The sequence below is a fragment of the Streptomyces sp. AM 4-1-1 genome (genome assembly GCF_029167625.1).
Classification (GTDB): Bacteria; Actinomycetota; Actinomycetes; order Streptomycetales; family Streptomycetaceae; genus Streptomyces.
Genome location: NZ_CP119145.1, coordinates 5,522,408 through 5,545,939 on the forward strand (window position 1 = coordinate 5,522,408; position 23,532 = coordinate 5,545,939).

At 70.0% G+C, this 23,532-nt stretch carries 21 protein-coding genes; 10 read left to right on the forward strand and 11 right to left on the reverse strand.

Annotated elements, in window-relative coordinates; all coding sequences use genetic code 11:
- Positions 1–80: 80 nt before the first annotated feature.
- Entirely contained in the window at positions 81–668 is a 588-nt protein-coding gene (locus tag PZB75_RS23485; RefSeq protein WP_275537276.1) for a TetR/AcrR family transcriptional regulator, read from the forward strand.
- 101 nt (positions 669–769) lie between these two features.
- Here the strand turns inward: PZB75_RS23485 and PZB75_RS23490 are convergent, their stop codons facing one another.
- Positions 770–1,912, reverse strand: a complete 1,143-nt coding sequence (locus PZB75_RS23490) for a PucR family transcriptional regulator (RefSeq protein WP_275538838.1) — start codon at positions 1,910–1,912, stop codon at positions 770–772.
- A gap of 181 nt (positions 1,913–2,093) precedes the next feature.
- Here PZB75_RS23490 and PZB75_RS23495 point away from each other — a divergent pair, with 181 nt between their 5' ends.
- Both PZB75_RS23495 and pruA read left to right on the forward strand, forming a co-directional pair.
- Positions 2,094–3,020: a proline dehydrogenase family protein gene (locus tag PZB75_RS23495; RefSeq protein WP_275537277.1), complete on the forward strand. Its 927-nt coding sequence runs from the start codon at positions 2,094–2,096 to the stop codon at positions 3,018–3,020.
- A gap of 58 nt (positions 3,021–3,078) precedes the next feature.
- The gene (gene pruA / locus PZB75_RS23500; RefSeq protein WP_275537278.1) at positions 3,079–4,710 is read left to right on the forward strand and encodes an L-glutamate gamma-semialdehyde dehydrogenase; all 1,632 of its coding nucleotides are present in this window, start codon (positions 3,079–3,081) and stop codon (positions 4,708–4,710) included.
- Positions 4,711–4,813: 103 nt separating this feature from the next.
- Here the strand turns inward: pruA and PZB75_RS23505 are convergent, their stop codons facing one another.
- Positions 4,814–5,518, reverse strand: a complete 705-nt coding sequence (locus tag PZB75_RS23505; RefSeq protein ID WP_275537279.1) for a nitroreductase family protein — start codon at positions 5,516–5,518, stop codon at positions 4,814–4,816.
- A 375-nt stretch (positions 5,519–5,893) separates the two neighbouring features.
- On the opposite strand from PZB75_RS23505, the gene PZB75_RS23510 reads away from it, so the two are divergent.
- The gene (locus tag PZB75_RS23510; RefSeq protein ID WP_275537280.1) at positions 5,894–6,022 is read left to right on the forward strand and encodes a hypothetical protein; all 129 of its coding nucleotides are present in this window, start codon (positions 5,894–5,896) and stop codon (positions 6,020–6,022) included.
- A 103-nt stretch (positions 6,023–6,125) separates the two neighbouring features.
- Here PZB75_RS23510 and PZB75_RS23515 read toward each other — a convergent pair whose 3' ends face one another.
- On the reverse strand, positions 6,126–7,703 hold the full coding sequence (locus tag PZB75_RS23515; RefSeq protein WP_275537281.1) for a metallophosphoesterase family protein: 1,578 nt from the start codon (positions 7,701–7,703) through the stop codon (positions 6,126–6,128).
- Positions 7,704–7,832: 129 nt separating this feature from the next.
- Between PZB75_RS23515 and PZB75_RS23520 the strand changes: the two genes are divergently transcribed.
- The 4 genes from PZB75_RS23520 to cimA all read left to right on the forward strand — a co-directional run bounded on the left by PZB75_RS23520 (position 7,833) and on the right by cimA (position 13,669).
- Complete coding sequence (locus PZB75_RS23520) at positions 7,833–8,873, forward strand: 3-isopropylmalate dehydrogenase (protein ID WP_275537282.1); 1,041 nt, start codon at positions 7,833–7,835, stop codon at positions 8,871–8,873.
- Between the two features lie 238 nt (positions 8,874–9,111).
- Positions 9,112–10,200, forward strand: a complete 1,089-nt coding sequence (locus PZB75_RS23525) for a branched-chain amino acid aminotransferase (RefSeq protein ID WP_275537283.1) — start codon at positions 9,112–9,114, stop codon at positions 10,198–10,200.
- A gap of 250 nt (positions 10,201–10,450) precedes the next feature.
- Entirely contained in the window at positions 10,451–11,785 is a 1,335-nt protein-coding gene (locus PZB75_RS23530; RefSeq protein ID WP_275537284.1) for an MFS transporter, read from the forward strand.
- A gap of 276 nt (positions 11,786–12,061) precedes the next feature.
- Complete coding sequence (gene cimA, locus PZB75_RS23535) at positions 12,062–13,669, forward strand: citramalate synthase (RefSeq protein ID WP_275537285.1); 1,608 nt, start codon at positions 12,062–12,064, stop codon at positions 13,667–13,669.
- An 83-nt stretch (positions 13,670–13,752) separates the two neighbouring features.
- Here cimA and PZB75_RS23540 read toward each other — a convergent pair whose 3' ends face one another.
- Positions 13,753–14,379, reverse strand: coding sequence for a YceI family protein (locus PZB75_RS23540; protein ID WP_275537286.1), 627 nt, complete (start codon positions 14,377–14,379; stop codon positions 13,753–13,755).
- A 298-nt stretch (positions 14,380–14,677) separates the two neighbouring features.
- On the opposite strand from PZB75_RS23540, the gene PZB75_RS23545 reads away from it, so the two are divergent.
- Together PZB75_RS23545 and PZB75_RS23550 are read left to right on the forward strand one after the other, a co-directional pair.
- Positions 14,678–16,261 (forward strand): acyl-CoA carboxylase subunit beta, encoded by a 1,584-nt coding sequence (locus PZB75_RS23545; protein ID WP_275537287.1) that lies wholly within the window; start codon positions 14,678–14,680, stop codon positions 16,259–16,261.
- A 53-nt stretch (positions 16,262–16,314) separates the two neighbouring features.
- Positions 16,315–16,521 carry an acyl-CoA carboxylase subunit epsilon gene (locus PZB75_RS23550; protein ID WP_275537288.1) on the forward strand — a complete coding sequence of 69 codons (207 nt, stop codon included), beginning with the start codon at positions 16,315–16,317 and terminating at the stop codon, positions 16,519–16,521.
- Positions 16,522–16,639: 118 nt separating this feature from the next.
- Here PZB75_RS23550 and PZB75_RS23555 read toward each other — a convergent pair whose 3' ends face one another.
- The 7 genes from PZB75_RS23555 to PZB75_RS23585 form a co-directional block, all read right to left on the reverse strand.
- Positions 16,640–17,221, reverse strand: a complete 582-nt coding sequence (locus PZB75_RS23555) for an ATP/GTP-binding protein (RefSeq protein ID WP_014048542.1) — start codon at positions 17,219–17,221, stop codon at positions 16,640–16,642.
- On the reverse strand, positions 17,202–17,834 hold the full coding sequence (locus PZB75_RS23560) for a DUF742 domain-containing protein (RefSeq protein ID WP_275537289.1): 633 nt from the start codon (positions 17,832–17,834) through the stop codon (positions 17,202–17,204). The genes PZB75_RS23555 and PZB75_RS23560 overlap by 20 nt, the downstream gene beginning before the upstream one ends.
- Before the next feature lie 89 nt (positions 17,835–17,923).
- The gene (locus PZB75_RS23565; protein WP_073771622.1) at positions 17,924–18,337 is read right to left on the reverse strand and encodes a roadblock/LC7 domain-containing protein; all 414 of its coding nucleotides are present in this window, start codon (positions 18,335–18,337) and stop codon (positions 17,924–17,926) included.
- A gap of 10 nt (positions 18,338–18,347) precedes the next feature.
- Complete coding sequence (locus PZB75_RS23570) at positions 18,348–21,641, reverse strand: nitrate- and nitrite sensing domain-containing protein (RefSeq protein ID WP_275537290.1); 3,294 nt, start codon at positions 21,639–21,641, stop codon at positions 18,348–18,350.
- Positions 21,642–22,003: 362 nt separating this feature from the next.
- Positions 22,004–22,585, reverse strand: coding sequence for an ATP/GTP-binding protein (locus tag PZB75_RS23575; RefSeq protein WP_275537291.1), 582 nt, complete (start codon positions 22,583–22,585; stop codon positions 22,004–22,006).
- Positions 22,566–22,973 (reverse strand): DUF742 domain-containing protein, encoded by a 408-nt coding sequence (locus tag PZB75_RS23580; RefSeq protein ID WP_275537292.1) that lies wholly within the window; start codon positions 22,971–22,973, stop codon positions 22,566–22,568. The genes PZB75_RS23575 and PZB75_RS23580 overlap by 20 nt, the downstream gene beginning before the upstream one ends.
- Positions 22,974–23,110: 137 nt before the next feature.
- Positions 23,111–23,524 (reverse strand): roadblock/LC7 domain-containing protein, encoded by a 414-nt coding sequence (locus PZB75_RS23585; RefSeq protein WP_275537293.1) that lies wholly within the window; start codon positions 23,522–23,524, stop codon positions 23,111–23,113.
- Positions 23,525–23,532: the final 8 nt, after the last annotated feature.

Here is a 23,532-nt window from a genome sequence, read left to right on the forward strand (position 1 = left end):
GCCTGCCCGGTCGAGCCCCCGTGCCCGGCGTATAGACGCTTGTCTCACACACGCGTCTGGACGCCGGGTACGCTGCTGTCATGGGACATCGTGAGGATCTGCTCGAAGGCGCCAAGCGCTGCCTGCTGGACAAGGGGTACTCCCGGACGACGGCACGCGACATCGTGGCCGCTTCGGGCACCAACCTCGCCTCCATCGGCTACCACTACGGCTCCAAGGAGGCCCTGCTCAACCAGGCGTTCATCAAGCTGACCGAGGAGTGGGGCGACCTGATCAGCGAGGTGCCCCCGCAGGTCGCGGAGAGTGCCGGAGAGCGGCGGGACCCGTTCGACCAGTTCCGCGAGGTGTGGGGCCGGGTCATCGATTCGTACGAGGAGAGCCGGCCGGTCTGGCAGCTCCAGATGGAGGTCGTCTCCCGCATCGACACCGATCCGGAACTCCAGCGGGCGCTGGCGGGCCCGCAGCGCGAGGGACGGGACGGACTCGCCGAGAACATGCTGGGCATCGACCCCGGGACGGACCCGGAACGCGCCCGGGTGGTCGGGCTGTTCTGTCAGGCGCTCCTGGTGGGCGTGATGGTGCAGTGGATGATCGACGGCGACTCCGCGCCGTCGGCGCAGGACCTGACGGACGGTCTCAAGGTGGTCCTGGAGGGCCGCAAGACCTGAGGCGCCGGTCTGAAGCCGTACGGACCGAGGACGTACGGACCGAGGCTGTACGGACCGGGGCCGCGCGGTCCGAAGGAGCCCGGCGGGGGCACGCGACTCCCTCAGATCCGGGCCCTCTTCAACGCCATGTGCAGCAGCAGCCGGTCCTCGCCGTCGTTCAGATCGAGGCCGGTGAGCTGTTCGACCCGGGAGAGCCGGTAGTAGAGCGTCTGCCGGTGGATGCCCAGCTCGGTCGCCGTGCGGCTCGCCTGGCCCGCGCAGTCGAGGAACACCTCGGCGGTCCGGGCCAGTTCAGTGTGCGGCGGGCTGAGCAGGGTGCGGACGGCGTGGTCGGGAGCGGCGTCCGGGAGCGCGGGCAGCGCGGTCAGCAGCCGGTACGGGCCGATGGAGGCCCAGTCGGCGACCGGACCGTACCGGGTCTCCGCGTGGGCGGCGCGGGCCGCGGCCGACGCCTCGTGCCAGGACGCCGTCAGCTCGGACAGGCCGCGGCGGGGTGCGGCGATCCCGGCCGTCGCGGCCGGTCCCGCGAGGGCGCGCAGCCGGTCGGCCGCGGTGACCGCCGGGTCCAGTACGTCGGGGGAGCGCAGCCGGACCAGGACGGCGAGGGACAGGTCGCCGGAGTCCGACGCGACGGTGGCGAGCGCCGCCGCCGAGGTGACCGTACGGGCGGAGGGGGCCTCGCCGGCCCAGGGGCCGATGCCGACCAGGGTGTGCAGTCCGTCCGCGTCGGCGCCGAGGGCCGTCCGCAGCGCGGCCACCGCCATGTCGCGCTGCCAGCCGTGCGCGGCGGTGAGCACCGCGCCGAACTCGCGGGACAGGTCCGTGCCCGCCCGCGCCTCCTCGGACAGCAGCGCCCCGATCCGGGCCGCCACCTCCATCGCCGCGTCCAGCCGCGCCTCGGTCGGTCCGGGCTCGGCGTCGAGCAGCCACACGTAACCGAGCACCACTCCCCGGTGGCGGGCCGGCAGACAGATCCGGCTGCGGTACACCCCGGCCTCGGGGGTCGCCGGGATGCGGACCGGGCCGGTCGCCCGGGTGATGCCGAAGCCCTCGAACCAGGCGCGGACGGCGGGGGTGGAGCGCCGGGTCAGGATCGAGCGGGTGCGGACCGGGTCCATCGCCGTGTCGTCGTCGCTGTCGTGCGCGCCGAAGGCCACCAGGCCGAAGTCCCGGTTCTCCAGTGTGGCGGGGGCGCCGAGCAGCCCGGAGATCTCGTCGACCAGTTCCTGGTAATCACCCTTCACCCCGCCATCCTCGCACTTCTTCAGACATATGTCTGAGATGGCGGCCACGGATGCGTGACACCTGTCGATGGCGTAGCGGCGGTGGAATCCTTAGATTTCACGGTGGTTCTCCGTGCTGTACCGGTCTGTTCCCCTTGGCCTGCCACAGCCCCCTTTCATACTTTTCCGTGGAGGTGTCCCCGTGCTGGGTTCCGTGATCCTCGCCGCGTCGCGCAGCGGCCAGATGCGTCGCTTCGTGTCGGTCGCCCCGGGCACCAAGCAGGTCGTCGACCGGTTCATCGCCGGTGAGACCGTCGAGCAGGTCGTCCCGGTCATCGAGGACGCCGCCGACAAGGGTCTCGAACTGACCCTGGACGTGGTCGGCGAGGACATCACCGAACCGGCCGACGCCGCGGCCGCGCGCGACGCCTATCTGGAGCTGATCGGGCGGCTGAAGGACCTCGGCCTGGGCACCAGGGCCGAGATGTCGGTCAAGCTCTCCATGTTCGGCCAGGCCCTGGACGGCGGCCATGAGCTGGCGCTCGCCAACGTCCGCCCGGTCGTCGAGGCCGCCGCCGCGATCGGCACCACGGTCACCCTGGACGCGGAGGACCACACCACCCTCGACTCGATGTTCGCCATCCACGAGGAGCTGCGGAAGGACTTCCCGCAGACCGGCTGTGTGATCCAGTCGTGCCTGTTCCGCACCGAGGACGACGCCCGCAGGCTCGCCGCCGCGGGCAGCCGGGTGCGTATCGTGAAGGGCGCGTACAAGGAGCCGGCCACCGTCGCGTACCAGGACAAGGCCGAGGTCGACAAGGCGTACGTCCGCATCGTGAAGATCCTGATGGAGGGCGAGGGCTACCCGATGATCGGGTCGCACGACCCGCGCATCATCGCCATCGCCCAGGAGCTGGCCCGCAGGTCCGGGCGCAAGCTGGACGAGTACGAGTTCCAGATGCTGTACGGCATCCGCAGCGAGGAGCACGTCCGGCTGGCGGCCGAGGGACACCGGATGCGCGTCTACACGGCGTACGGCACCGACTGGTACGGGTACTTCATGCGCAGGCTCGCGGAGCGCCCGGCCAACCTGCTGTTCTTCCTCCGCTCGATGATCACCAAGGGCTGACCTCCGGGCTGATCCCCGACCCCCTGACGAACCCCTGACGCAAGGAGACAAGGCACCCATGGACGCTGTGACCCAGGTTCCCGCGCCGGTCAACGAGCCGGTCCGTTCCTACGCCCCGGGCTCCACCGAGCGCGCCCTGCTGGAGGCGAAGCTCAAGGAGCTCTCGGAGAACCCGATCGACCTGCCGATGACCATCGGCGGCGAGAAGCGGATGGGCGGCGGCGAGCGCGTCGATGTCGTACAGCCGCACAACCACAAGGCCGTCATCGGTACGTTCGCCGGTGCCACCGAGCAGGACGCGCAGGACGCGATCGACGCCGCTCTCGCCGCCGCCCCGGCGTGGCGCGCGATGTCCTTCGACGACCGCGCCGCGATCATCCTGCGCGCCGCCGAGCTGCTGGCGGGCCCGTGGCGCGCCACCATGGCCGCCTCGACCATGCTCGGCCAGTCGAAGACCGCCCAGCAGGCCGAGATCGACTGTCCCTGCGAGCTGATCGACTTCTGGCGCTTCAACGTGCACTACGCGCGCCAGATCCTCGCCGAGCAGCCCCCGGCGAACTCGACCGGTGTGTGGAACCGCATGGACCACCGCCCGCTGGAGGGCTTCGTCTACGCGATCACGCCGTTCAACTTCTCGGCCATCGCGGGCAACCTGCCGACCGCGCCCGCCCTGATGGGCAACGTCGTGGTGTGGAAGCCGTCCCCGACGCAGACCCACGCCGCCGTGCTGCTGATGGAGCTGCTGGAGGAGGCCGGGCTGCCCAAGGGCGTCATCAACCTGGTGACCGGTGACGGCATCGCCGTCTCGGAGGTGGCCCTGAACCACCGCGACCTGGCCGGTATCCACTTCACCGGCTCGACCCCCACCTTCCAGCACCTGTGGAAGACGGTCGGCGCGAACATCGAGAAGTACCGCACCTACCCGCGCCTCGTCGGCGAGACCGGCGGCAAGGACTTCGTGGTCGCCCACCCGTCGGCCGACCGTGCCGTCCTGAAGACCGCGCTGACCCGTGGTTCCTTCGAGTACCAGGGCCAGAAGTGCTCGGCCACCTCCCGGGCGTACATCCCGGCCTCCCTGTGGAACTCCGGTTTCAAGGAGGAGTTCGCGGCCGAGGTCGACTCCATCACCATGGGTGACGTCACCGATCTGTCGCACTTCATCGGCGCCGTCATCGACGAGCGGTCCTTCGCCAAGAACAAGGCGGCCATCGACCGCGCGAAGGCCGACCCGTCCTGCACGATCGTCGCGGGCGGCACCTACGACGACTCGGTGGGCTACTTCGTCCGCCCGACCGTCATCGAGTGCGACGACCCGGCCAACGAGGTCTTCACCACCGAGTACTTCGGTCCGATCGTCGCGGTGTACGTCTACGAGGACGACGCGTACGACGCGATGCTGGAGCAGATGGAGTCCGTGTCGGACTACGCGCTGACGGGCTCGGTCATCGCCAACGACCGTGCCGCCGCCGCGTACACGATGGAGAAGCTGCGGTACGCCGCGGGCAACTTCTACATCAACGACAAGTCGACCGGCGCCGTCGTCGGCCAGCAGCCCTTCGGCGGTGGCCGGGCCTCGGGCACCTGTGACAAGGCGGGCGCCCCGCAGAACCTCCAGCGCTGGACGCTGACCCGCGCCATCAAGGAGACGCTGGTCCCGCCGACCGACTACGTCTACCCCCACCAGGGCTGACATCCCCACCGGAGCCGCCCGGCTCCGCCACGGGTCCCCGCCCCCGTCCCGGCCCCCCACGCCGGACGGGGGCGGTTGCCGTTCCCGCCCCCGCCGGGCGGGGTCAGATCTCGACCATCACCTGGTCCAGCGATTTGCGCACCAGGTCGGGCACCCGGCAGTCCTCGGCCGGGTAGCCCACCGGGATCACCGCGAACGCCTTCTCGTTCTCCGGCCGGTTCAGCACCTCGCGCAGGAACCGCATCGGGCTCGGCGTGTGGATCAGCGCGGCGAGACCCGACAGATGCAGGGCGGAGAGCAGCATGCCGACGGCGATGCCGACCGACTCGTCGACGTAGTAGTGCTTGTGCTTGGTGCCGTCCTCGCCCAGCCAGTACCGCTGCTGGAAGACCACGATCAGTCCGGGCGCGTCCGTCAGGTGCGTCTTCACGGCGTCCGTGCCGAGCGGCCGCAGCGCGGCCAGCCACTCCTCGCCGAGCCGGCCGTCATAACTGATCTTCTCCTCGTGCTCGGCGGCCTCCCGGATGCGTCGCCGCACGTCGGGGTCCTTGACCAGGACGAAGGTCCACGGCTGCTGGTGGGCGCCGGACGGGGCGGTCGACGCGCAGGCGACCGCGTCCCGGATCACCTGCTCGGGCACCGGGTCGGTGGAGAACCGTCGTACGGTCCTGCGTTCGTCCATGCGCAGCCTCAGCCGGGCCGCGTTGGTCAGGGACTCATCGGCCGGCATCCGCTCGGGGTGGTAGGGGACGGACCGGTACGGGGCGCCATGGATGGGCGTCCACTGCTGGGATGTGGGTTGTGACATGGCACGCAGTCTGCGGTGCCGGTCGGCCGGGGACCAGAGGGCTGCCGGTCAAATCCGGCCGAGCCGCGGTGGCCGGCCGCCCGGCACCGGGTCCGGTCGGTCAGCCTCCGCCGCCATGGCCGGGGGCTGGGAGCGGTGGGTGCGGGAGCGCTCCGTCTCAGATAGTAGGAAGCCCGAGTAATTGTGGAGACAGAGCGGCCGACCTGACTTACGTTTGTAGGAGCCGAACGTCTCGCTGATCCAGCGATCGGCGGTCGTGAACGCGCGCCCCGCGCAGGCAATCCCTGCGGCGCCCGCTCCCCGCCCCTTCCGGCACCTCGAAATCTCGATCTCGCAGTTCTCGCGATCTCAACGATCTCAAGGAGTCGATCCACCATGGCAGAGACGACTGTCCGCCGCGTCCGTCACGCCCACCGCCCGAGCGAGGCCGAGCGGAAGAACGCCGCCGCCGCCCTGCAGCGGGCCCTCGACCGCAGGGACAACGGCGGTTCCACCGGTCACTGAGGACCGGTGGAACCCGCGCGCCGACCAGCTGCCGTACCGGCCCGCACCCCGACCGGCCCCCGTACCGCCGACCGGCCGGTTTCACCGGCGGCCGGTCCGCCGGTCAGCGGCCCCGGGCGATCTCGAAGTGGTCGATGCGCTCGCCCGACTCGGCCAGCGCGCTGACCCTCATCCGGGCCTGCCGCCCCGCCCGTACCTCCACGGCCAGGAACGAGTAGCCGGTGTAGCGCACCCGCGACCACTCCACGGTCTCGGTCTCCTTCGCACCGCCCTTGACCCAGTGGTACGTCTTCACGCTGTCCTGGTCCTGGACGTGCCCCTCGTAGCTGTCGGGTGCCGGGAAGTTGTACAGCGACTTCCCGGCACCGCCCGCGGTGACGTACACGATGCCGTCCCTGGTGGGATCGGTGCGCTCGCCGATGGGGACCTTCCGGGACACGGCGTTGCGCTTGATCGCGTCCGTGCGCTCGTACACGTGGTTGTGGCCGTTGATGACCAGGTCCACCTGGTGCTTCTCGAACAGCGGCACCCATGCCTCGCGCACCCCGCCCTCGGAGGCGTGCGAGTTCGTCGTCGAGAACGCGCAGTGGTGGAAGAAGACCACGAGGAAGTCGATGTCGTGACGTGCGCGCAGCTCACCGAGCCGCCGGTCCAGCCAGCGGGTCTGGCGGCCGTCACTGACGCCGAGATTGGCGGGGATCTCGTACGAGACGTCATTGGCGTCGAGCGCGATCACCCCGACATTGCCGTGCGTGAAGGAGTAGACACCGGGCAGCCGCACCGGGTCCGGGCCGTTGTCGGGCAGCGACCAGCGGGCGTTCTGCCCGCCGTAGCCGTCCGGTGAGTACCACGCCTCCATGTCGTGGTTGCCGGTCGTCACCATCCACGGCACGGTCTTCGCCACCGTCTCCGTCTGCGCCAGGAACTGGTCCCAGGTGCGCGCGTCGTACGAGTCGGTCTCCCGGCCGGAGCCGGACGGGTCGGCGTAGCAGATGTCGCCCGCGTGCAGATGGAACGCCGGGTTCTGGCCCAGGATCAGCTGGTCGTTGCCGAGGGCGTGGTAGCTCACGCCCTGGTCGCCGAAGGCGGTGAAGGTGAAGGACTCGGCGTGCGAGGGCGCGGTGGTGAAGGTGCCGAGCGTGCCCAGGTTGCCGGGATCGGCGGGGTCGAAACCGGTGTGCCCGACGCCGTAGTAGTACGTCGTCCCGGGCCGCAGCCGGTCCAGCCCCGCGTGCACGTAGAACTGCTCGGCGGCCGCGATCTTGCCGCCGTTCAGCACCGGGGTGGTCAGGTGCCGCACCTCGGCGTCGATCCTCCGGCTCAGCGCCCACGGCTTGAGGCCGATCCGGATGTACGGACGCCGTACGGCGAACGGCACCTGCCAGGAGACCCGCATCTGCGTCCTCGGGTCGGCGCCGTACGCGAGGTGCCGGCCGAACGGGGCGACCAGCGAACCGTCCACCTGCGTCGTCGAGCGCCGGACCGGTACGGTCGGCGCGGCCTGGGCGGGGGAGGCGGCGAGGCCCGCCGTGGAGAGGCCGGCGCCCGCGACCGCGGCGGTCGCCACGCTCGTACGCAGTACTCCGCGCCGGGTCAGCCGGGAGCGGAGGTAGTCGTGCTGCTCCGCCATGCTCATGCGGTCGGCGAGCTTCTCGGGGATTCCGAAACGGGGGATGTCCATGGCCGAAAACATCCACCCACTGATCGACCGGATCACTTCGATCAGGTGAACGGCACACGTACAGCTCACCATCTGTCCGTATGGTGGACACCTGATGTCATGGGATGGGACGCGGCGTAGGGTGCCGACATGTCTCGCAGCATCGATCTCGCAGTGATCCCTGGTGACGGTATCGGCCAGGAGGTCGTGGCCCAGGGTCTCAAGGTCCTGGCCGCCGTCCTTCCGCAGGACGTGAAGCTGGAGGCCAAGGAGTACGACCTCGGCGCCCAGCGCTGGCACCGCACCGGTGAAACCCTCCCCGACGCGGAACTCGAAGCCCTCAAGGGCCACGACGCCATCCTGCTCGGCGCGATCGGCGACCCGTCCGTGCCCTCCGGTGTGCTGGAGCGCGGTCTGCTGCTGAAGCTGCGGTTCGCCTTCGACCACTACGTCAACCTGCGCCCCTCCAAGCTCCTCCCGAACACCGCGTCCCCGCTGGCCGGCCGCCCCGACATCGACTTCGTCGTCGTCCGCGAGGGCACCGAGGGCCCGTACACCGGCAACGGCGGCTCGCTGCGCACCGGCACCGAGCACGAGGTCGCCACCGAGGTCAGCCTCAACACGGCGTTCGGGGTCGAGCGGGTCGTCCGTGACGCGTTCGAGCGCGCGAACGCGCGCCCCCGCAAGAAGCTGACGCTGGTCCACAAGAACAACGTCCTCGTGTACGCGGGCCACATGTGGAAGAACATCTTCGACCGGGTCGGCGCCGAGTACCCCGAGGTCACCACCGACTATCTGCACGTCGACGCGGCGACGATCTTCTTCGTCACCCAGCCGGATCGCTTCGACGTCATCGTCACCGACAACCTCTTCGGTGACATCCTCACCGACCTCGCCGCCGCCGTGACCGGTGGAATCGGCCTGGCCGCCTCCGGCAACATCAACCCGACGGGCGCCTTCCCCTCGATGTTCGAGCCGGTCCACGGCTCGGCCCCCGACATCGCGGGCCAGGGCAAGGCCGACCCGACCGCCACGATCCTCTCCGTCGCCCTGCTGCTGCGCCACCTCGGCCACGAGCCCGAGGCCCTGCGCATCGAGGACGCCGTCTCCGCCGACCTGGCGGAGCGCGGAGACAGCCCCCGCACCACCGACGAGATCGGCGACGCGCTCGCGGTACGCGTAGCGGGCTGACCCGACGACTCCACCTCGAAGCCGCCGGGTCGCGACAGCACCCGGCGGCTTCTCCTGTGCGGCCCCGGGTGTCACCATCGAACCCAGGACCGCGATCACGCCATTTCACGCACGGCCACCCGCGAGCGATAATCGAACGCGGGGCCGGGGCTTGCGGGAAAACTCGGACGTCCTCATACCTGTCCGGCAGGAAGGACGTGAGCGCGGTCCCTCACACACAAAAGGTGAAGGACGCATCATGACGACGCCCACGATCGAGCTCAAGCCCTCCTCGAACCCGCTGTCCGACGCGGAGCGCGAGGCGATCCTGGCCAGCCCCGGCTTCGGCCGCCACTTCACCGATCACATGGTGACCATCAAGTGGACCGAGGGCCGCGGCTGGCACGACGCCCAGCTCACGCCGTACGCGCCGCTGTCCATGGACCCGGCGAACATGACCCTGCACTACGCGCAGGAGATCTTCGAGGGGCTCAAGGCGTACCGGCAGCCCGACGGTTCGGTCGCCACCTTCCGTCCCGAGAGCAACGCCGAGCGCTTCCAGGTCTCCGCCCGCCGGCTCGCCATGCCCGAACTGCCGGTCGAGACGTTCATCGAGGCGTGCGACGCGCTCGTCCAGCAGGACAAGGCGTGGGTTCCGGCACACGGCGGCGAGGAATCGCTCTACCTGCGCCCCTTCATGATCGCCAACGAGGTCGGGCTGGGTGTGAAACCGGCCAACGAGTACCTCTTCATCGTCATCGCCTCCCCGGCGGGTGCCTACTTCCAGGGCGGCGTGAAGCCCGTCTCCGTCTGGCTCTCCGAGAACTACGTCCGGGCCGTCCCCGGCGGCATGGGCTTCGCCAAGACCGGCGGGAACTACGCGGCCTCCCTCCTCGCCCAGGCCGAGGCCGCCGCGAAGGGCTGCGACCAGGTCGTGTGGCTCGACGCGCTGGAGCACAAGGTCGTCGAGGAGATGGGCGGCATGAACCTGTACTTCGTGTACGGCGACCGCGTCGTCACCCCGCGGCTGACCGGCTCCCTCCTCGCCGGCGTCACCCGTGACTCGCTGCTCGCCATCGCCCAGGACCTCGGTCTCCGGTCCGAGGAGGGCCGCGTGACCACCGAGGACTGGAAGCGCGACACCGAGAACGGCACCCTCACCGAGGTCTTCGCCTGCGGCACCGCCGCCGTCATCACCCCGGTCGGCTCGGTCAGGTCGAACGGCGGCGACTGGACCCAGGGCGACGGCAACCCCGGCCCGGTCACCCTGAAGCTCCGCGAGGCGCTGCTGGACATCCAGCGCGGGACCGCGGCGGACCCGCACGGCTGGATGCACGAACTGGGCTGACCCCCTGCCCGCCGAACGCACCAGGCCGCGCCCTCACCCCGGGCGCGGCCTGCGTCGCTCCCGGGCCCGCGGAGCGCCCAGGTCACCGGGTCCTGCGACGTCGTTCCGCGTCTCGGTGCCCTCACCACCTCACGCCACGGCCCGTGCCCGGAAGTCCCCCTTCCGTGGACGGGGGCGCACGTACGTACGCCGGACCGTCGCGGCGCGCGCCCTTGTCGCGCTCCCCGGCGCTGCGGCACGGTGACCGACCATGGGACGTCAGCGATGGCAGCGGATCTGGATCGGCTCCGCGGGGAACATGGTCGAGTGGTTCGACTGGTTCGTGTACGCGACCTTCGCCGTCTACTTCGCCGACTCGTTCTTCCCCGAGGGCAACGGGACCGCGAACCTCATGAACACCATGGGCATCTTCGCGGTCGGCTTCTTCATGCGGCCCGTCGGTGGCTGGCTGCTCGGCCGGATCGGCGACCGCAAGGGCCGCAAGGCCGCGCTCACCCTGACCGTGACCCTGATGTCGGCCTCCGCCGTCCTGATCGCCGTGGCCCCGACCTACGACGTCGCGGGATACGGCGGCGTCGCGGTCCTGCTGGCCGCCCGGCTGCTCCAGGGTCTGTCGGTCGGCGGTGAGTACGCCGCCAGCGCCACCTACCTCACCGAGGCGTCCGCCCCCGAGAGGCGCGGCTTCGCCTCCAGCTTCCAGTACGTCTCCATGACCGCCGGCCAGCTCGTCGGCCTCGGCCTCCAGATCGTCCTCCAGCGCACCATGTCCGAGGCGGCCCTGCACAGCTGGGGCTGGCGCATCCCGTTCGTCGTCGGCGCGGCCGGCGCGGCCATGGTCTTCCACCTGCGCCGCTCCATGCTGGAGACGGAGGTGTACGCGGACTCCGGCGCCGCCGGCCAGGACGACCGGGGCACGCTCACCGCGCTGTGGCGGCACCGGCGCGAGGCGTTCCTGGTGGTCGCGCTCACCATGGGCGGCACCGTCGCGTACTACACGTACACGACCTACCTCACGAAGTTCCTCTCCACCAGCGCGGGCATGGAGAAGTCCACCGCCTCGCTCGTCAGCTTCTGCGCGCTCTTCGTCTTCATGTGCGTCCAGCCACTGGCCGGGATGCTCTCCGACCGCGTGGGCCGCCGTCCGCTGCTGATCACCTTCGCCGTCGGCTCGACCTTCCTGACCGTGCCGATCATGACGCTGCTGCGGCACGCGGGGACCTTCTGGCCCGCCTTCGGGCTGGCGCTGCTCGCCCTGCTCGTCGTCACCGGATACACCTCGATCAACGCCTGCGTGAAGGCCGAGCTGTTCCCGACCGGCATCCGCGCCCTCGGCGTCGCCCTCCCGTACGCCGTCGCCAGCGCCCTCTTCGGCGGCACCGCCGAGTACGTCGCGCTCTGGTTCAAGAAGGCGGGCGCCGAGTCGGGCTTCTACTGGTACGTGGCGGGCTGCGCCGCCGTCTCGCTGGTCGTCTACCTGACCATGCGCGAGACCCGCGACATCGACCTCGGCCGGGTCGGGGCCGTACCGGAGAAGACCGTACGGCCGGTGACGTCCGACGCGGCGGGGGTCACGCCCGCATCCTGAGACGGGGCACACGGGGCGGCGGCGGTGTGCGAGACTTCCTCCGTGTCCTCGTTCGCCATGATTATCGGCAGCAGGCGCGCCGGTCCGCAGTGACTGTTCCGTACACCCGAGTACGGCATGGCCACCGTGCCCCAGACCCGCGCGCAGACCTCTCGCACCCGCGAGGGGTTTTTTCGTTTTCGGCCCTCACCTCGGCCGGAACGAGGCACCCGGGATGATGGGGGCAAGTGGAGCCAGATCGTCCGGAGCCACTCATCCGACAGGAGTCAGACCAGCATGACCACCAAGGCCAAGGCCAGCGACGACAGTTTCCATGTCTTCGACACCACACTGCGCGACGGGGCCCAGCGTGAAGGCATCAACCTGACGGTCGCGGACAAGCTCACCATTGCCCGGCACCTGGACAACTTCGGCGTCGGATTCATCGAGGGCGGCTGGCCGGGGGCCAACCCCCGCGACACCGAGTTCTTCGCCCGCGCCCAGCAGGAGATCGAATTCCGCAACGCCCAGCTCGTCGCCTTCGGCGCGACCCGCAGGGCCGGCGCCAAGGCCGCCGAGGACCCGCAGGTGAGAGCCCTGCTCGAATCGGGCGCCCCGGTCGTCACCCTGGTGGCGAAGGCCCATGACCGCCATGTGGAACTGGCCCTGCGCACCACGCTCGAAGAGAACCTGGAGATGGTCCGCGACACCGTCTCCCACCTCTGCGAGCGTGGCCGCCGGGTCTTCGTCGACTGCGAGCACTTCTTCGACGGCTACCGCGCCAACCCGGAGTACGCCAAGTCCGTGGTCCGCGCCGCGTCCGAGGCGGGCGCCGACGTCGTCATCCTCTGCGACACCAACGGCGGGATGCTGCCCGCCCAGGTCCAGGCCGTCGTCTCCACCGTCCTCGCCGACACCGGAGCCCGGCTCGGCATCCACGCCCAGGACGACACCGGCTGCGCCGTCGCCAACACCCTGGCCGCCGTCGACGCGGGCGCCACCCACGTCCAGTGCACCGCCAACGGCTACGGCGAGCGGGTCGGCAACGCCAACCTGTTCCCGGTGGTCGCCGCGCTGGAGCTCAAGTACGGCAGGACCGTCCTGCCCGAGGGCGCGCTCGCCGACATGACCCGCGTCTCGCACGCCATCGCCGAGGTCGTCAATCTCAGCCCCTCCACCCACCAGCCCTACGTCGGGGTCTCCGCGTTCGCCCACAAGGCCGGGCTCCACGCCTCCGCGATCAAGGTCGACCCGGACCTGTACCAGCACATCGACCCCGCGCTGGTCGGCAACTCCATGCGGATGCTCGTCTCGGACATGGCGGGCCGCGCCTCGATCGAGCTCAAGGGCAAGGAACTCGGCATCGACCTCGGTGACGACCGCGAGCTGGTCGGACGGGTCGTCGAACGGGTCAAGGAGCGCGAACTCAAGGGCTACACGTACGAGGCCGCCGACGCCTCCTTCGAACTGCTGCTGCGCGCCGAGGTCGACGGGCAGGCGCGGCGCCACTTCCGTACCGAGTCCTGGCGGGCCATCGTCGAGGACCGGCCCGACGGCACGCACGCCAACGAGGCGACCGTGAAGCTGTGGGCCAAGGGCGAGCGGATCGTCGCGACCGCCGAGGGCAACGGTCCGGTCAACGCGCTGGACCGCGCGCTGCGTGTCGCGCTGGAGCGGATCTACCCGCAGCTCGCCAAGCTGGAACTGGTCGACTACAAGGTGCGCATCCTGGAGGGCCGCACCGGTACCGACTCCACCACCCGGGTCCTGATCACCACGGGTGACGGCGCGGGGGAGTGGGCGACCGTCGGGGTCGCGGAGAACATCATCGCGGCGTCCTGGCAGGCGCTGGAGGACGCGTACACCTACGGCCTGCTGCGGGCCGGGGTCGAGCCGACGGAGTAGCCGGCCACGCGGAACGCCGGGGGCGGGGACGGAAGACCTCTTCGGTTCCGTCCCGGCCCCCGGCGCGTCGGCCGTGCACTGGGTCAGCCCTGCGGCGCGGCGACCTTGACCGCGGAGATGTCGAAGGTCAGCCGGACCTTGTCGCTGACCATCACGCCTCCGGCCTCCAGCGCGGCGTTCCAGGTCAGGTCCCAGTCGGAGCGCAGGATCTCGGCGCCGCCCTCGAAGCCCACGCGCTCGCTGCCGTAGACGTCGGTCGCGGAGCCGTTGAACTCCAGGTCGATGGAGAGCGGGCGGGTGACGTCCTTGATCGTGAGGTCGCCGGTGACGCGGTAGGTGTCGCCGCCGAGCTGTTCGGCGCGGGTGGAGCGGAACCTCATCAGCGGGAACCGGTCCGCGTCGAAGAAGTCGGCGCTGCGCAGGTGCCCGTCGCGGTCGCCGATGCCGGTGTCGACGCCGGCGATCCTGACGTCGATGGCCGCGGCCGAGTTCTCCGGGGCGGAGCCGTCCAGGGTCAGGGAACCCTCGAAGTCACCGAAGGAGCCCCGGACGTTGGTGACCATGGCGTGCCGCACGGAGAAGCCGATGCGGCTGTGCGACGGGTCGATCGTGTACTCCCCGGTGAGGGCGGCCAGCGCCGGGTCCACGGGAACCGTGGCGGTGGTGGCGGACCGGGTGTCGTCGGCGTGCTTGCGGTTGAACAGAGCCATGGCTCCTCCTCGGGGACGGGATCGACAGATGATCGAAGATGTTTAACCTTCAACGAGATTGACTGTAGACCTGTCTTGTTCAAATTTCAACATCTAAGGTCGGATCGGTTCCGCGCCTGTCTCCATGTGCCGTATGCCACATAGTGACCTTTGTGGACCCCATACAAAGGCAAACCTCTGTGAGCTGGTACTTGGCCTCCGTCGAAGGCGTCTTCTGTTCACCTTCACCAGGAAACGGGCCAGGAGACTGTGTGAATTTGACGTCGGGTTTTCTTGGCGGAGTTCGTAGGGTCGACGCATGACCGTTGTGGACGAGACCCCCGCCGAGCCGAGTGACACGCGTGGCCGCGTGGCCGAGCTGCGCGCACTGCGCGAACAGGCCAGGCGCGGACCGAGCGACCGCGCGACCGAGGCGCAGCACGCGAAGGGCAAGCTGACCGCCCGGGAACGCATCGCGCTGCTCCTGGACGAGGGTTCGTTCAAGGAGGTCGAGCAGCTGCGCAGGCACCGGGCCACCGGATTCGGCCTGGACGCGAAGAAGCCGTACACCGACGGTGTCATCACCGGCTGGGGCACGGTCGACGGCCGTACGGTCTTCGTGTACGCGCACGACTTCCGGATCTTCGGCGGGGCGCTCGGCGAGGCCCACGCCACGAAGATCCACAAGATCATGGACATGGCCATCTCGGCAGGTGCGCCGCTGGTCTCGCTGAACGACGGCGCCGGCGCCCGCATCCAGGAGGGTGTCTCGGCGCTCGCCGGGTACGGCGGCATCTTCCAGCGCAACACCCGTGCCTCCGGTGTCATCCCGCAGATCAGCGTGATGCTCGGCCCGTGCGCCGGCGGCGCCGCGTACAGCCCGGCGCTGACGGACTTCGTGTTCATGGTCCGCGAGACCTCGCAGATGTTCATCACCGGACCGGACGTCGTGAAGGCGGTCACCGGCGAGGAGATCACCCAGAACGGCCTCGGTGGCGCCGACGTGCACGCCGAGACCTCGGGCGTCGCGCACTTCGCGTACGACGACGAGGAGACCTGCATCGCCGAGGTGCGCTACCTCATCGGGATGCTCCCCTCCAACAACCGGGAGAACCCGCCCGCCGTCCCGAGCGACGACCCGGCCGACCGGCGCGGTGACGTGCTGCTGGACCTGGTCCCCGCCGACGGCAACCGCCCGTACGACATGCACAAGGTCATCGAGGAGCTCGTCGACGACGGCGATCACCTGGAGATCCACGAGCGCTGGGCGCGCAACATCATCTGCGCCCTGGCCCGGCTCGACGGCCAGGTCGTCGGCATCGTGGCCAACCAGCCGCAGTCACTGGCCGGCGTGCTGGACATCGAGGCGTCCGAGAAGGCCGCGCGGTTCGTCCAGATGTGTGATGCCTTCAACATCCCCATCGTCACCCTTTTGGATGTCCCCGGCTTCCTTCCCGGGGTGGACCAGGAGCACGGTGGGATCATCCGGCACGGTGCGAAGCTGCTCTACGCGTACTGCAACGCCACCGTGCCGCGGATCTCGCTGATCCTGCGCAAGGCCTACGGAGGCGCGTACATCGTGATGGACAGCCAGTCCATCGGCGCCGACCTGACCTACGCGTGGCCCACCAACGAGATCGCCGTGATGGGCGCCGAGGGCGCCGCCAACGTCATCTTCCGCCGTCAGATCGCCGACGCCGAGGACCCCGACGCCATGCGTGCCCGGATGGTCAAGGAGTACAAGGCCGAGCTGATGCACCCGTACTACGCCGCCGAGCGCGGACTGGTCGACGACGTCATCGACCCCGCCGAGACGCGCGAGATCCTGATCGCCTCACTCGCGATGCTCCGGACCAAGCACGCGGACCTGCCGTCCCGCAAGCACGGCAACCCCCCGCAGTGATCCTGCGGAGCGGGGCCGAAGACGCCGAGACCACAAGAGACGGAGACCACCTCATGAGCATCACTTCCGCCGAGTCAGTGCTGCGCGTCGAGAAGGGGCACGCCGACCCCGAGGAGCTGGCTGCCATCACCGCCGTCCTGCTCGCCCGCGCCGCCGCCCGGCCCGCCGCCGCCACCGTCCGCCGGGGCAGCGACACCGCCGGCTGGCGCCGCCTGGAACGCACCCCCGGCTTCCGCGCCCCGCACAGCTGGCAGGGCTGAACTCCCCGGAGCGGGACCCCACCCGCCCGGCCCCGCACCACGCCGAAGGCCCCGCGCTCCTCAAGGAGCGCGGGGCCTTCCGCGTGAGCCGGGGGACCGCCCGACCGGTCCCGCCCGCCTACCGCAGTCGTGCCATCAGGGCGTGCTCGACCAGCGTGATGAGCGCGCTCTTGGCGTCCGCGCGATGGCGGGCGTCCGTGGTGAGAATCGGGGTGTCGGGGCCGATCTGGAGTGCTTCGCGTACTTCGTCGGGGGTGTAGGGCTGGTGTCCGTCGAAGCCGTTGAGGGCGATGACGAAGGGGAGTCCGCTGTTCTCGAAGTAGTCGACGGCGGGGAAGCAGTCGGCGAGGCGGCGGGTGTCGACGAGGACGACGGCGCCGATGGCGCCGCGGACGAGGTCGTCCCACATGAACCAGAAGCGGTCCTGGCCGGGGGTGCCGAAGAGGTACAGGATCAGGTCCTGGTCCAGGGTGATGCGGCCGAAGTCCATGGCCACCGTGGTGGTGGTCTTGTCCCCGGTGTGCGTCAGGTCGTCGATGCCCGCGGACGCGGACGTCATCACGGCTTCGGTGCGCAGCGGATTGATCTCCGAAACGGCACCGACGAACGTGGTCTTACCCACGCCGAAGCCCCCTGCCACCACGATCTTCGCGGAGGTAGTGGAGCGTGCTGCTCCGCCGCTAGAGCTTGCGAAGTCCACTGAGCACCCTTTCGAGCAGTGTCACATCTGGCTGGCCGCCGGCGGTCTCGTCGCCGCCGGGCTGATGGATAGCGACGAGTCCGGCCTCTGCCAGGTCGGCTACGAGGATTCGGGCAACGCCGAGGGGGATCGAGAGAAGGGCCGAGATCTCGGCAACCGACTTGATCTCGAAGCACAGCCGGCAGATCCGCTGGTGTTCGGGCAACTGCCCTTGCAACCGGGACGGATCGGCCGTCGTACTTACCAGCGCCTCGATGGCGAGCTGGTAACGCGGACGCGTCCGGCCGCCGGTCATGGCGTACGGACGGACCAGCGGATTGTGCGCCGCGGGCGCGGCAGGCTCTTGGGTTCCCCACGGCTGCTCCGGCTGGACACCCGGTGGCCGCTGGGGTGAATGACCGCGAGGGGACTGCTGCTGCCACGGCGGTCGATGCGACCGCGGCGGCCACTGCGAATCCTGCGCCTGAGAGGGCTGAGGTGACCGGTGCGGCCGGTAGGGCTCCTGGGAGCCGTACCCGTCCTGCGCGGAGGGGGCGGCGAAACGGTTCTCGCCGTACGCGCCCGGAACGCGGTGCGTACCGTCATGGGGGTTGCCGTCCGGTGGTGTTGCCACGTCTCCTCCTCCGTCTTCCTCGCCGCTCCCGATGGGGCCGCGCCACCGCACCCTATGGCGCGGTGGCGGGAAGCGCACTGTCCGTTCTGTCAGTTGAGAAGGCTTCCCTGGAGTTCGGCGCGGAGGTCCGGGGTGAGGACCCCGCCCGCGCGGTCGACCAGAAGCGCCATCTCGTACCCGACCAGACCGATGTCGGCGTCCGGGTGGGCGAGCACGGCCAGTGAGGAACCGTCCGAGATGGACATGATGAAGAGGAATCCCCGCTCCATCTCCACCACGGTCTGGTTCACCGCGCCGCCCTCGAAGATCCGCGAGGCGCCGGCGGTCAGCGAGGTCAGACCGGAGGCGACGGCCGCCAGCTGGTCGGCGCGGTCGCGTGGGAAACCCTCGGACATCGCCAGCAGGAGTCCGTCGGCGGAGACCACCACCGTGTGCGACACCCCGGGGGTGTTGTCCACGAAGTTGGTGATCAACCAGTTCAGATTCTGCGCCGCCTGGCTCATCGGGCTCACACTAACGCTCCTGGTTGTAGGTATTACTTGTGTCCGAACCTGCGTTGCGTCCCCGCAGGACCCCCCGCCGCAGATTGCTCAACCTGCCGCGGACGTCCTCGGGAGCGCGGGAGACCTGGGGGCCGCCCTGCTGGGTCTGCTCCGCCGTGCCCTCGACCAGGTTCGCCTTGGGCACCCGCCTGGGAAGACCGGACGGGGTGACCCCGCCCGCCTTCGGCTCACGAAGCTTCTCGGCCCGCTCCCAGCGCTCGTCGTTCGTCGAGCGCCAGTCGTCGGAACCGTCGCCGTCCTGCTGCGCGGAAGGCTGCCGCGGCGGCGTCGACTCCCGCTGCTGCGGCGGCTGTCCCGCGGCGACGGGCTGGTCGTCGGCGCCGGCGGGAGGCTGCCTGTGCTGCTGGCCGCCCCGGCGCGGCAGACCCGCTTCGGTCAGCTCGTGCCCGGAGTTGTGGGTGGGGCCCGGACGATCGAAGCCTACGCGCTCGGGCGCCTCGGCGGGCTCGGTCGGCGCAGATTCCGCTTCGGTCCGCGTCAGTGGCTCGTACCCGCCCTGATACCCGGCCTGTTCCGGCCACGCGGCGAGCGGGGACCGGTCGGTCCGCTGCCCGAACTCCTCGCCGTACTGCGGCAGCACGCCGTCGGCGACGCCGTACGCGGCTTCCGGATGGCCGCCCAGCGGGTCGTGACCGGCCGGCTGACCGTACGCGCCCTGGCCCGGGTGGACGTCCGGCTCGACGGGACCGGTGGCGGGCGGGTACGCCCCGTACTCCGACGGGTACGGCGTCTGCTGCTGGTACGGCTCCTGCGGCGCGTACGCCGCCTGCTGCTGCTCGTACGGCTGCTCGTACGGCTGCGCGGGGCCGTCGTACCCGGCTTCCGACCCGTCGTACGCGGGCTGCGCGCCGTAGGGCGGCTGAAGGCCGTCATAGGGAGCCTGCCGCGGCGGGTACGCCTCGGCCGCCGGGCCGGGCTCGCCCGAAGGCGTACCCAGCGCGGCCCGCCGCTCCTCACGCAGCAGTGAACGGCCGACCGGATCGGTCGGCGGCCGCTCGTAACGCGAGTCGTCGAAGCCGAGATCCGCCGCGGTCCGGGCATCGGCCCGCTGGGGCTCCGGCTCGAAGGACTGCTGCTCCGGGATGATCGACGAGACGGTGAAGTCGTCCTGGCCCTCGGCGGGTTCGCCACCACCGCCGTGAGTGATCGCGTCCGGCAGCATCACCAGGGACGTCGTCCCGGCCTGCTCGCCCGAGGGACGCAGCTGGACCCGGATGTCGTGCCGGCCGGCGAGCCGGCCGACCACGAAGAGGCCCATGCGCTGCGACACCGCGGCGTCCACGGTCGGCGGGTTGGCCAGCTTGTGGTTGATGTCCGCGAAGTCCTCGGCGGTCAGACCGATGCCCTTGTCGTGGATCTCGATCATCACCCGGCTGTCGGGCAGCCGGGTCGCGTTGACCCGCACCTTGGTCTGCGGCGAGGAGAACATCGTGGCGTTCTCCAGCAGCTCGGCCAGCAGGTGCACGAGGTCGGTGACGGACTGGCCGTGGATCTCGGTCTCCGGCACCCCGGACAGCTCGATGCGCTCGTACTGTTCCACCTCGGAGGCGGCGGCGCGGAGCACGTCGACCAGCGGCACCGGCTGGTTCCAGCGGCGGCCGGGCTCCTCGCCCGCGAGGACGAGGAGGTTCTCGCCGTTACGGCGCATCCGGGTCGCCAGGTGGTCCAGCCGGAAGAGGGTCGCCAGCTGGTCCGGATCGGCCTCGCGGTTCTCCAGATCGGTGATGAGGGTCAGCTGGCCCTCGATGAGCGACTGGTTGCGGCGCGACAGATTGGTGAAGATCGCGTTGACGTTGCCCCGGAGCATGGCCTGCTCGGCCGCCAGCCGGACGGCCTCGCGGTGCACCTGGTCGAAGGCGCGGGCGACCTCGCCGATCTCGTCGTGGCTGTCGATCGGGATCGGCCGGACCCGGGTGTCGACCCGGCCGGGATCGGTCCGGGACAGCTGGTCGACGAGCGACGGCAGCCGCTGTTCGGCGACGTCGAAGGCGGCGGTGCGCAACCGACGCATCGACCGGCTCATCTGCCGGGCCATGAGCCCGGCCAGCACGAAGGCGGCGAGCAGCGCGACGACGACGGCCGCGCCGTTGATGAAGGCGTCGTTCCTGGCACCGGCCGAGATGTCCGCGGCCTCGGTCACCGCCCGGTCGACGAGCTCGGCCTCGACCGTGCTGTAGCCCTCGAACTTCGCGGTGCTGGCGGCCATCCACATCTCGGGCGTGATGCCCTTCGCCTTCAGCTGGGCCCGCGTCCTGCCCAGGCCGATCTCCTCGGCCATGCCGTCGTAGGCGGACCCGTTGACGACGGGCGGCGCGACGAACGGCTGCCCCGCGGCCTCGGCCTGCTCCTTGACGGTCCTGAGCTTCTTCTCGCTCTCGACGGCCTTGGCGGCCATGACCTGCTTCAGCCGGTCCGCGTCGGCCTCCGTGCCGCCGGAGACGAACTCCGCGAGGGCGATGGTCTCCATGTAGTTGTACGAGCTGAAGGTCCGGACCTGGGCGTCGAACGTGGCGCGGTCCGCGCTGGGACGCACCAGCAGATGCATGCCGATGGCGCGCTGAAGCGATTCTGCGGCCTTGGCCAGCTCGATCGCGTAGACCGTACGCCCGTAACTGCTGACGTTCCCGGTGCCGAACCCGAGCTCGTTGGAGAACTCCATCAGCGAGTGCTGGACCTTGGTGTAGCCCTCCTCCGTCCGCACCGGGTCCATGGCCTTGGCGAAGGCGGTCTTGCGCAGATCGGGGAGGGTGGGCTCCTCCTGGCGGAACAGCTTGAGGCGACGCTCCAGACCCTGGTTCCCGGGCAGACTCCGCACGGCCCGGTCGAACTTCGCGGCGGCGGCGTCGGTGGTGGCACGGACCTGCGCCACACCCTCGTCGTCACGCTCGTTGGCGAGGAGCGGCTGCGCGGACAGGTCACGCTCGTTGAGCAGCGCCTGGCCGTACTCCGAGGCCGCGCGCACGATCAGCGCGGTCCTCTCGGCGTCCTGGGCCTCCCGCCAGGTGTCGATCGAACCCTTCACCTGGAAGCCGCCCATGACCAGGCCGACCATGACCGGGATCAGCAGGATCGCGTTCAGCCGGGTGGGCACCCGCCAGTTGCGCGGGGAGAGCCGGCTGCCGCCGTTGCCGCCGACGGGGGGACCGCCGTCCGCAGGGGCGCCGGGTGATGCGACGGCCCGCGGCGGCGGCGTGAAGTTGCCCCGCTCCAGCTGGGCCGCGGGGCCCTCGTTCCTTCGCCTCACTCGACCAACAACCTCTCGGCGTCGGCACCTACGCTGTGCCGTGTTTCGTTCAGGCCCGTACTACTCGGGAGTTTTGTCGAATTGCAGCACGGGTACCGGCCGCCTTCCAAACAGTTGAATCCGGTACCCCGGAGTGGCGCAAGCCTCAGATAAAAGGGGCATAAAGAGCGAGCCCCGTCAAATGGCGGGACTCAGATGAGCACAGTGGTACCGGTCGGATGCGTCGGGTGCCGAAGTTGAGCCAATTCTCTGTCGAAACGTTATGAATACGGGGGCGGTTCGTGTCAAACGACACAGGCCGCCCCCGTCCGGCCGCGACAACCGTCACGGCCCGCGAACACCACGTGACCACCCGGGCCGTGCTACTTGAGCCGTGCCATCAGGGCGTGCTCGACCAGCGTGATCAGACCGCTCTTGGCATCCGCACGATGCCTGGCGTCCGTCGTGATGATCGGGGTGTCGGGGCCGATCTGGAGTGCTTCGCGTACTTCGTCGGGGGTGTAGGGCTGGTGTCCGTCGAAGCCGTTGAGGGCGATGACGAAGGGGAGTCCGCTGTTCTCGAAGTAGTCGACGGCGGGGAAGCAGTCGGCGAGGCGGCGGGTGTCGACGAGGACGACGGCGCCGATGGCGCCGCGGACGAGGTCGTCCCACATGAACCAGAAGCGGTCCTGGCCGGGGGTGCCGAAGAGGTACAGGATCAGGTCCTGGTCCAGGGTGATGCGGCCGAAGTCCATGGCCACCGTGGTGGTGGTCTTGTCCCCGGTGTGCGTCAGGTCGTCGATGCCCGCGGACGCGGACGTCATCACGGCTTCGGTGCGCAGCGGATTGATCTCCGAAACGGCACCGACGAACGTGGTCTTACCCACGCCGAAGCCCCCTGCCACCACGATCTTCGCGGAGGTAGTGGCCCGTGCCGCACCGCCGCTAGAGCTTGCGAAGTCCACTGAGCACCCTTTCGAGCAGTGTCACATCCGGCGCGCCGCCGGCCTCTCCGTTGCCCGGCTGGTGGATGGCCACCATTCCGGCTTCCGCCAGGTCGGCGACGAGGATGCGCGCCACGCCGAGCGGCATCGACAGCAGGGCCGACACCTCCGCCACCGACTTGACCTCGCGGCAGAGGTGGCAGATCCGCTGGTGTTCGGGGAGCAGGGTGCTCAGATGCGCCGGGTCGGCGGTGGTGCTGACCAGGGCCTCGATCGCGAGCTGGTAACGCGGCCGGGTCCGGCCGCCGGTCATGGCGTAGGGACGGACCAGCGGCTGGTCGCCTTCACCGTCGTACGACGCGTGATGCAGAGCGCCGTACGGATCGGGTGAGGCGGGTGGCGGGGTCATGAATCCTCCGGGCGTGACAGCAGAGTGTCGGCTTGCCGTCTGAAGGGGCCGGTGGGGGAACTGGGCGGCCGGACGGACGAGGGTTGAGGGTTTGTGCACCGGGGACACCTGGTTGGTGTCACCGGTCCACGGGCCGCCTAGTGAAGCAGACTGCCCTGGAGTTCGGCACGGAGGTCCGGGGTGAGGACAGTGCCCGCGCGGTCGACCAGAAGCGCCATCTCGTACCCGACCAGACCGATGTCGGCGTCCGGGTGGGAGAGAACGGCCAGTGAGGAACCGTCGGATATGGACATGAGGAAGAGGAAACCGCGCTCCATCTCCACCACCGTCTGACTGACGGCCCCCCCTTCGAAGATCCGGGAGGCGCCGGCGGTCAGCGAGGTCAGACCGGAGGCGACGGCCGCCAGCTGGTCGGCGCGGTCGCGTGGGAAACCTTCGGACATCGCCAGCAGGAGTCCGTCGGCGGAGACCACCACCGTGTGCGACACCCCGGGGGTGTTGTCCACGAAGTTGGTGATCAACCAGTTCAGATTCTGTGCGGCCTGACTCATCGGGCTCA

Excerpts from the sequence above, each read along its gene's own strand:
- PZB75_RS23545 (WP_275537287.1), top strand. The coding sequence starts at position 14,678 with ATGACCGTTGTGGACGAGACCCCCGCCGAGCCGAGTGACACGCGTGGC.
- PZB75_RS23485 (WP_275537276.1), top strand. The coding sequence starts at position 81 with ATGGGACATCGTGAGGATCTGCTCGAAGGCGCCAAGCGCTGCCTGCTG.
- PZB75_RS23585 (WP_275537293.1), bottom strand. The coding sequence starts at position 23,524 with ATGAGTCAGGCCGCACAGAATCTGAACTGGTTGATCACCAACTTCGTG.
- PZB75_RS23520 (WP_275537282.1), top strand. The coding sequence starts at position 7,833 with ATGTCTCGCAGCATCGATCTCGCAGTGATCCCTGGTGACGGTATCGGC.
- PZB75_RS23505 (WP_275537279.1), bottom strand. The coding sequence starts at position 5,518 with ATGTCACAACCCACATCCCAGCAGTGGACGCCCATCCATGGCGCCCCG.
- PZB75_RS23565 (WP_073771622.1), bottom strand. The coding sequence starts at position 18,337 with ATGAGCCAGGCGGCGCAGAATCTGAACTGGTTGATCACCAACTTCGTG.
- PZB75_RS23530 (WP_275537284.1), top strand. The coding sequence starts at position 10,451 with ATGGGACGTCAGCGATGGCAGCGGATCTGGATCGGCTCCGCGGGGAAC.
- PZB75_RS23550 (WP_275537288.1), top strand. The coding sequence starts at position 16,315 with ATGAGCATCACTTCCGCCGAGTCAGTGCTGCGCGTCGAGAAGGGGCAC.
- PZB75_RS23580 (WP_275537292.1), bottom strand. The coding sequence starts at position 22,973 with ATGACCCCGCCACCCGCCTCACCCGATCCGTACGGCGCTCTGCATCAC.
- pruA (WP_275537278.1), top strand. The coding sequence starts at position 3,079 with ATGGACGCTGTGACCCAGGTTCCCGCGCCGGTCAACGAGCCGGTCCGT.
- PZB75_RS23510 (WP_275537280.1), top strand. The coding sequence starts at position 5,894 with ATGGCAGAGACGACTGTCCGCCGCGTCCGTCACGCCCACCGCCCGAGC.
- cimA (WP_275537285.1), top strand. The coding sequence starts at position 12,062 with ATGACCACCAAGGCCAAGGCCAGCGACGACAGTTTCCATGTCTTCGAC.
- PZB75_RS23515 (WP_275537281.1), bottom strand. The coding sequence starts at position 7,703 with ATGGACATCCCCCGTTTCGGAATCCCCGAGAAGCTCGCCGACCGCATG.
- PZB75_RS23525 (WP_275537283.1), top strand. The coding sequence starts at position 9,112 with ATGACGACGCCCACGATCGAGCTCAAGCCCTCCTCGAACCCGCTGTCC.
- PZB75_RS23540 (WP_275537286.1), bottom strand. The coding sequence starts at position 14,379 with ATGGCTCTGTTCAACCGCAAGCACGCCGACGACACCCGGTCCGCCACC.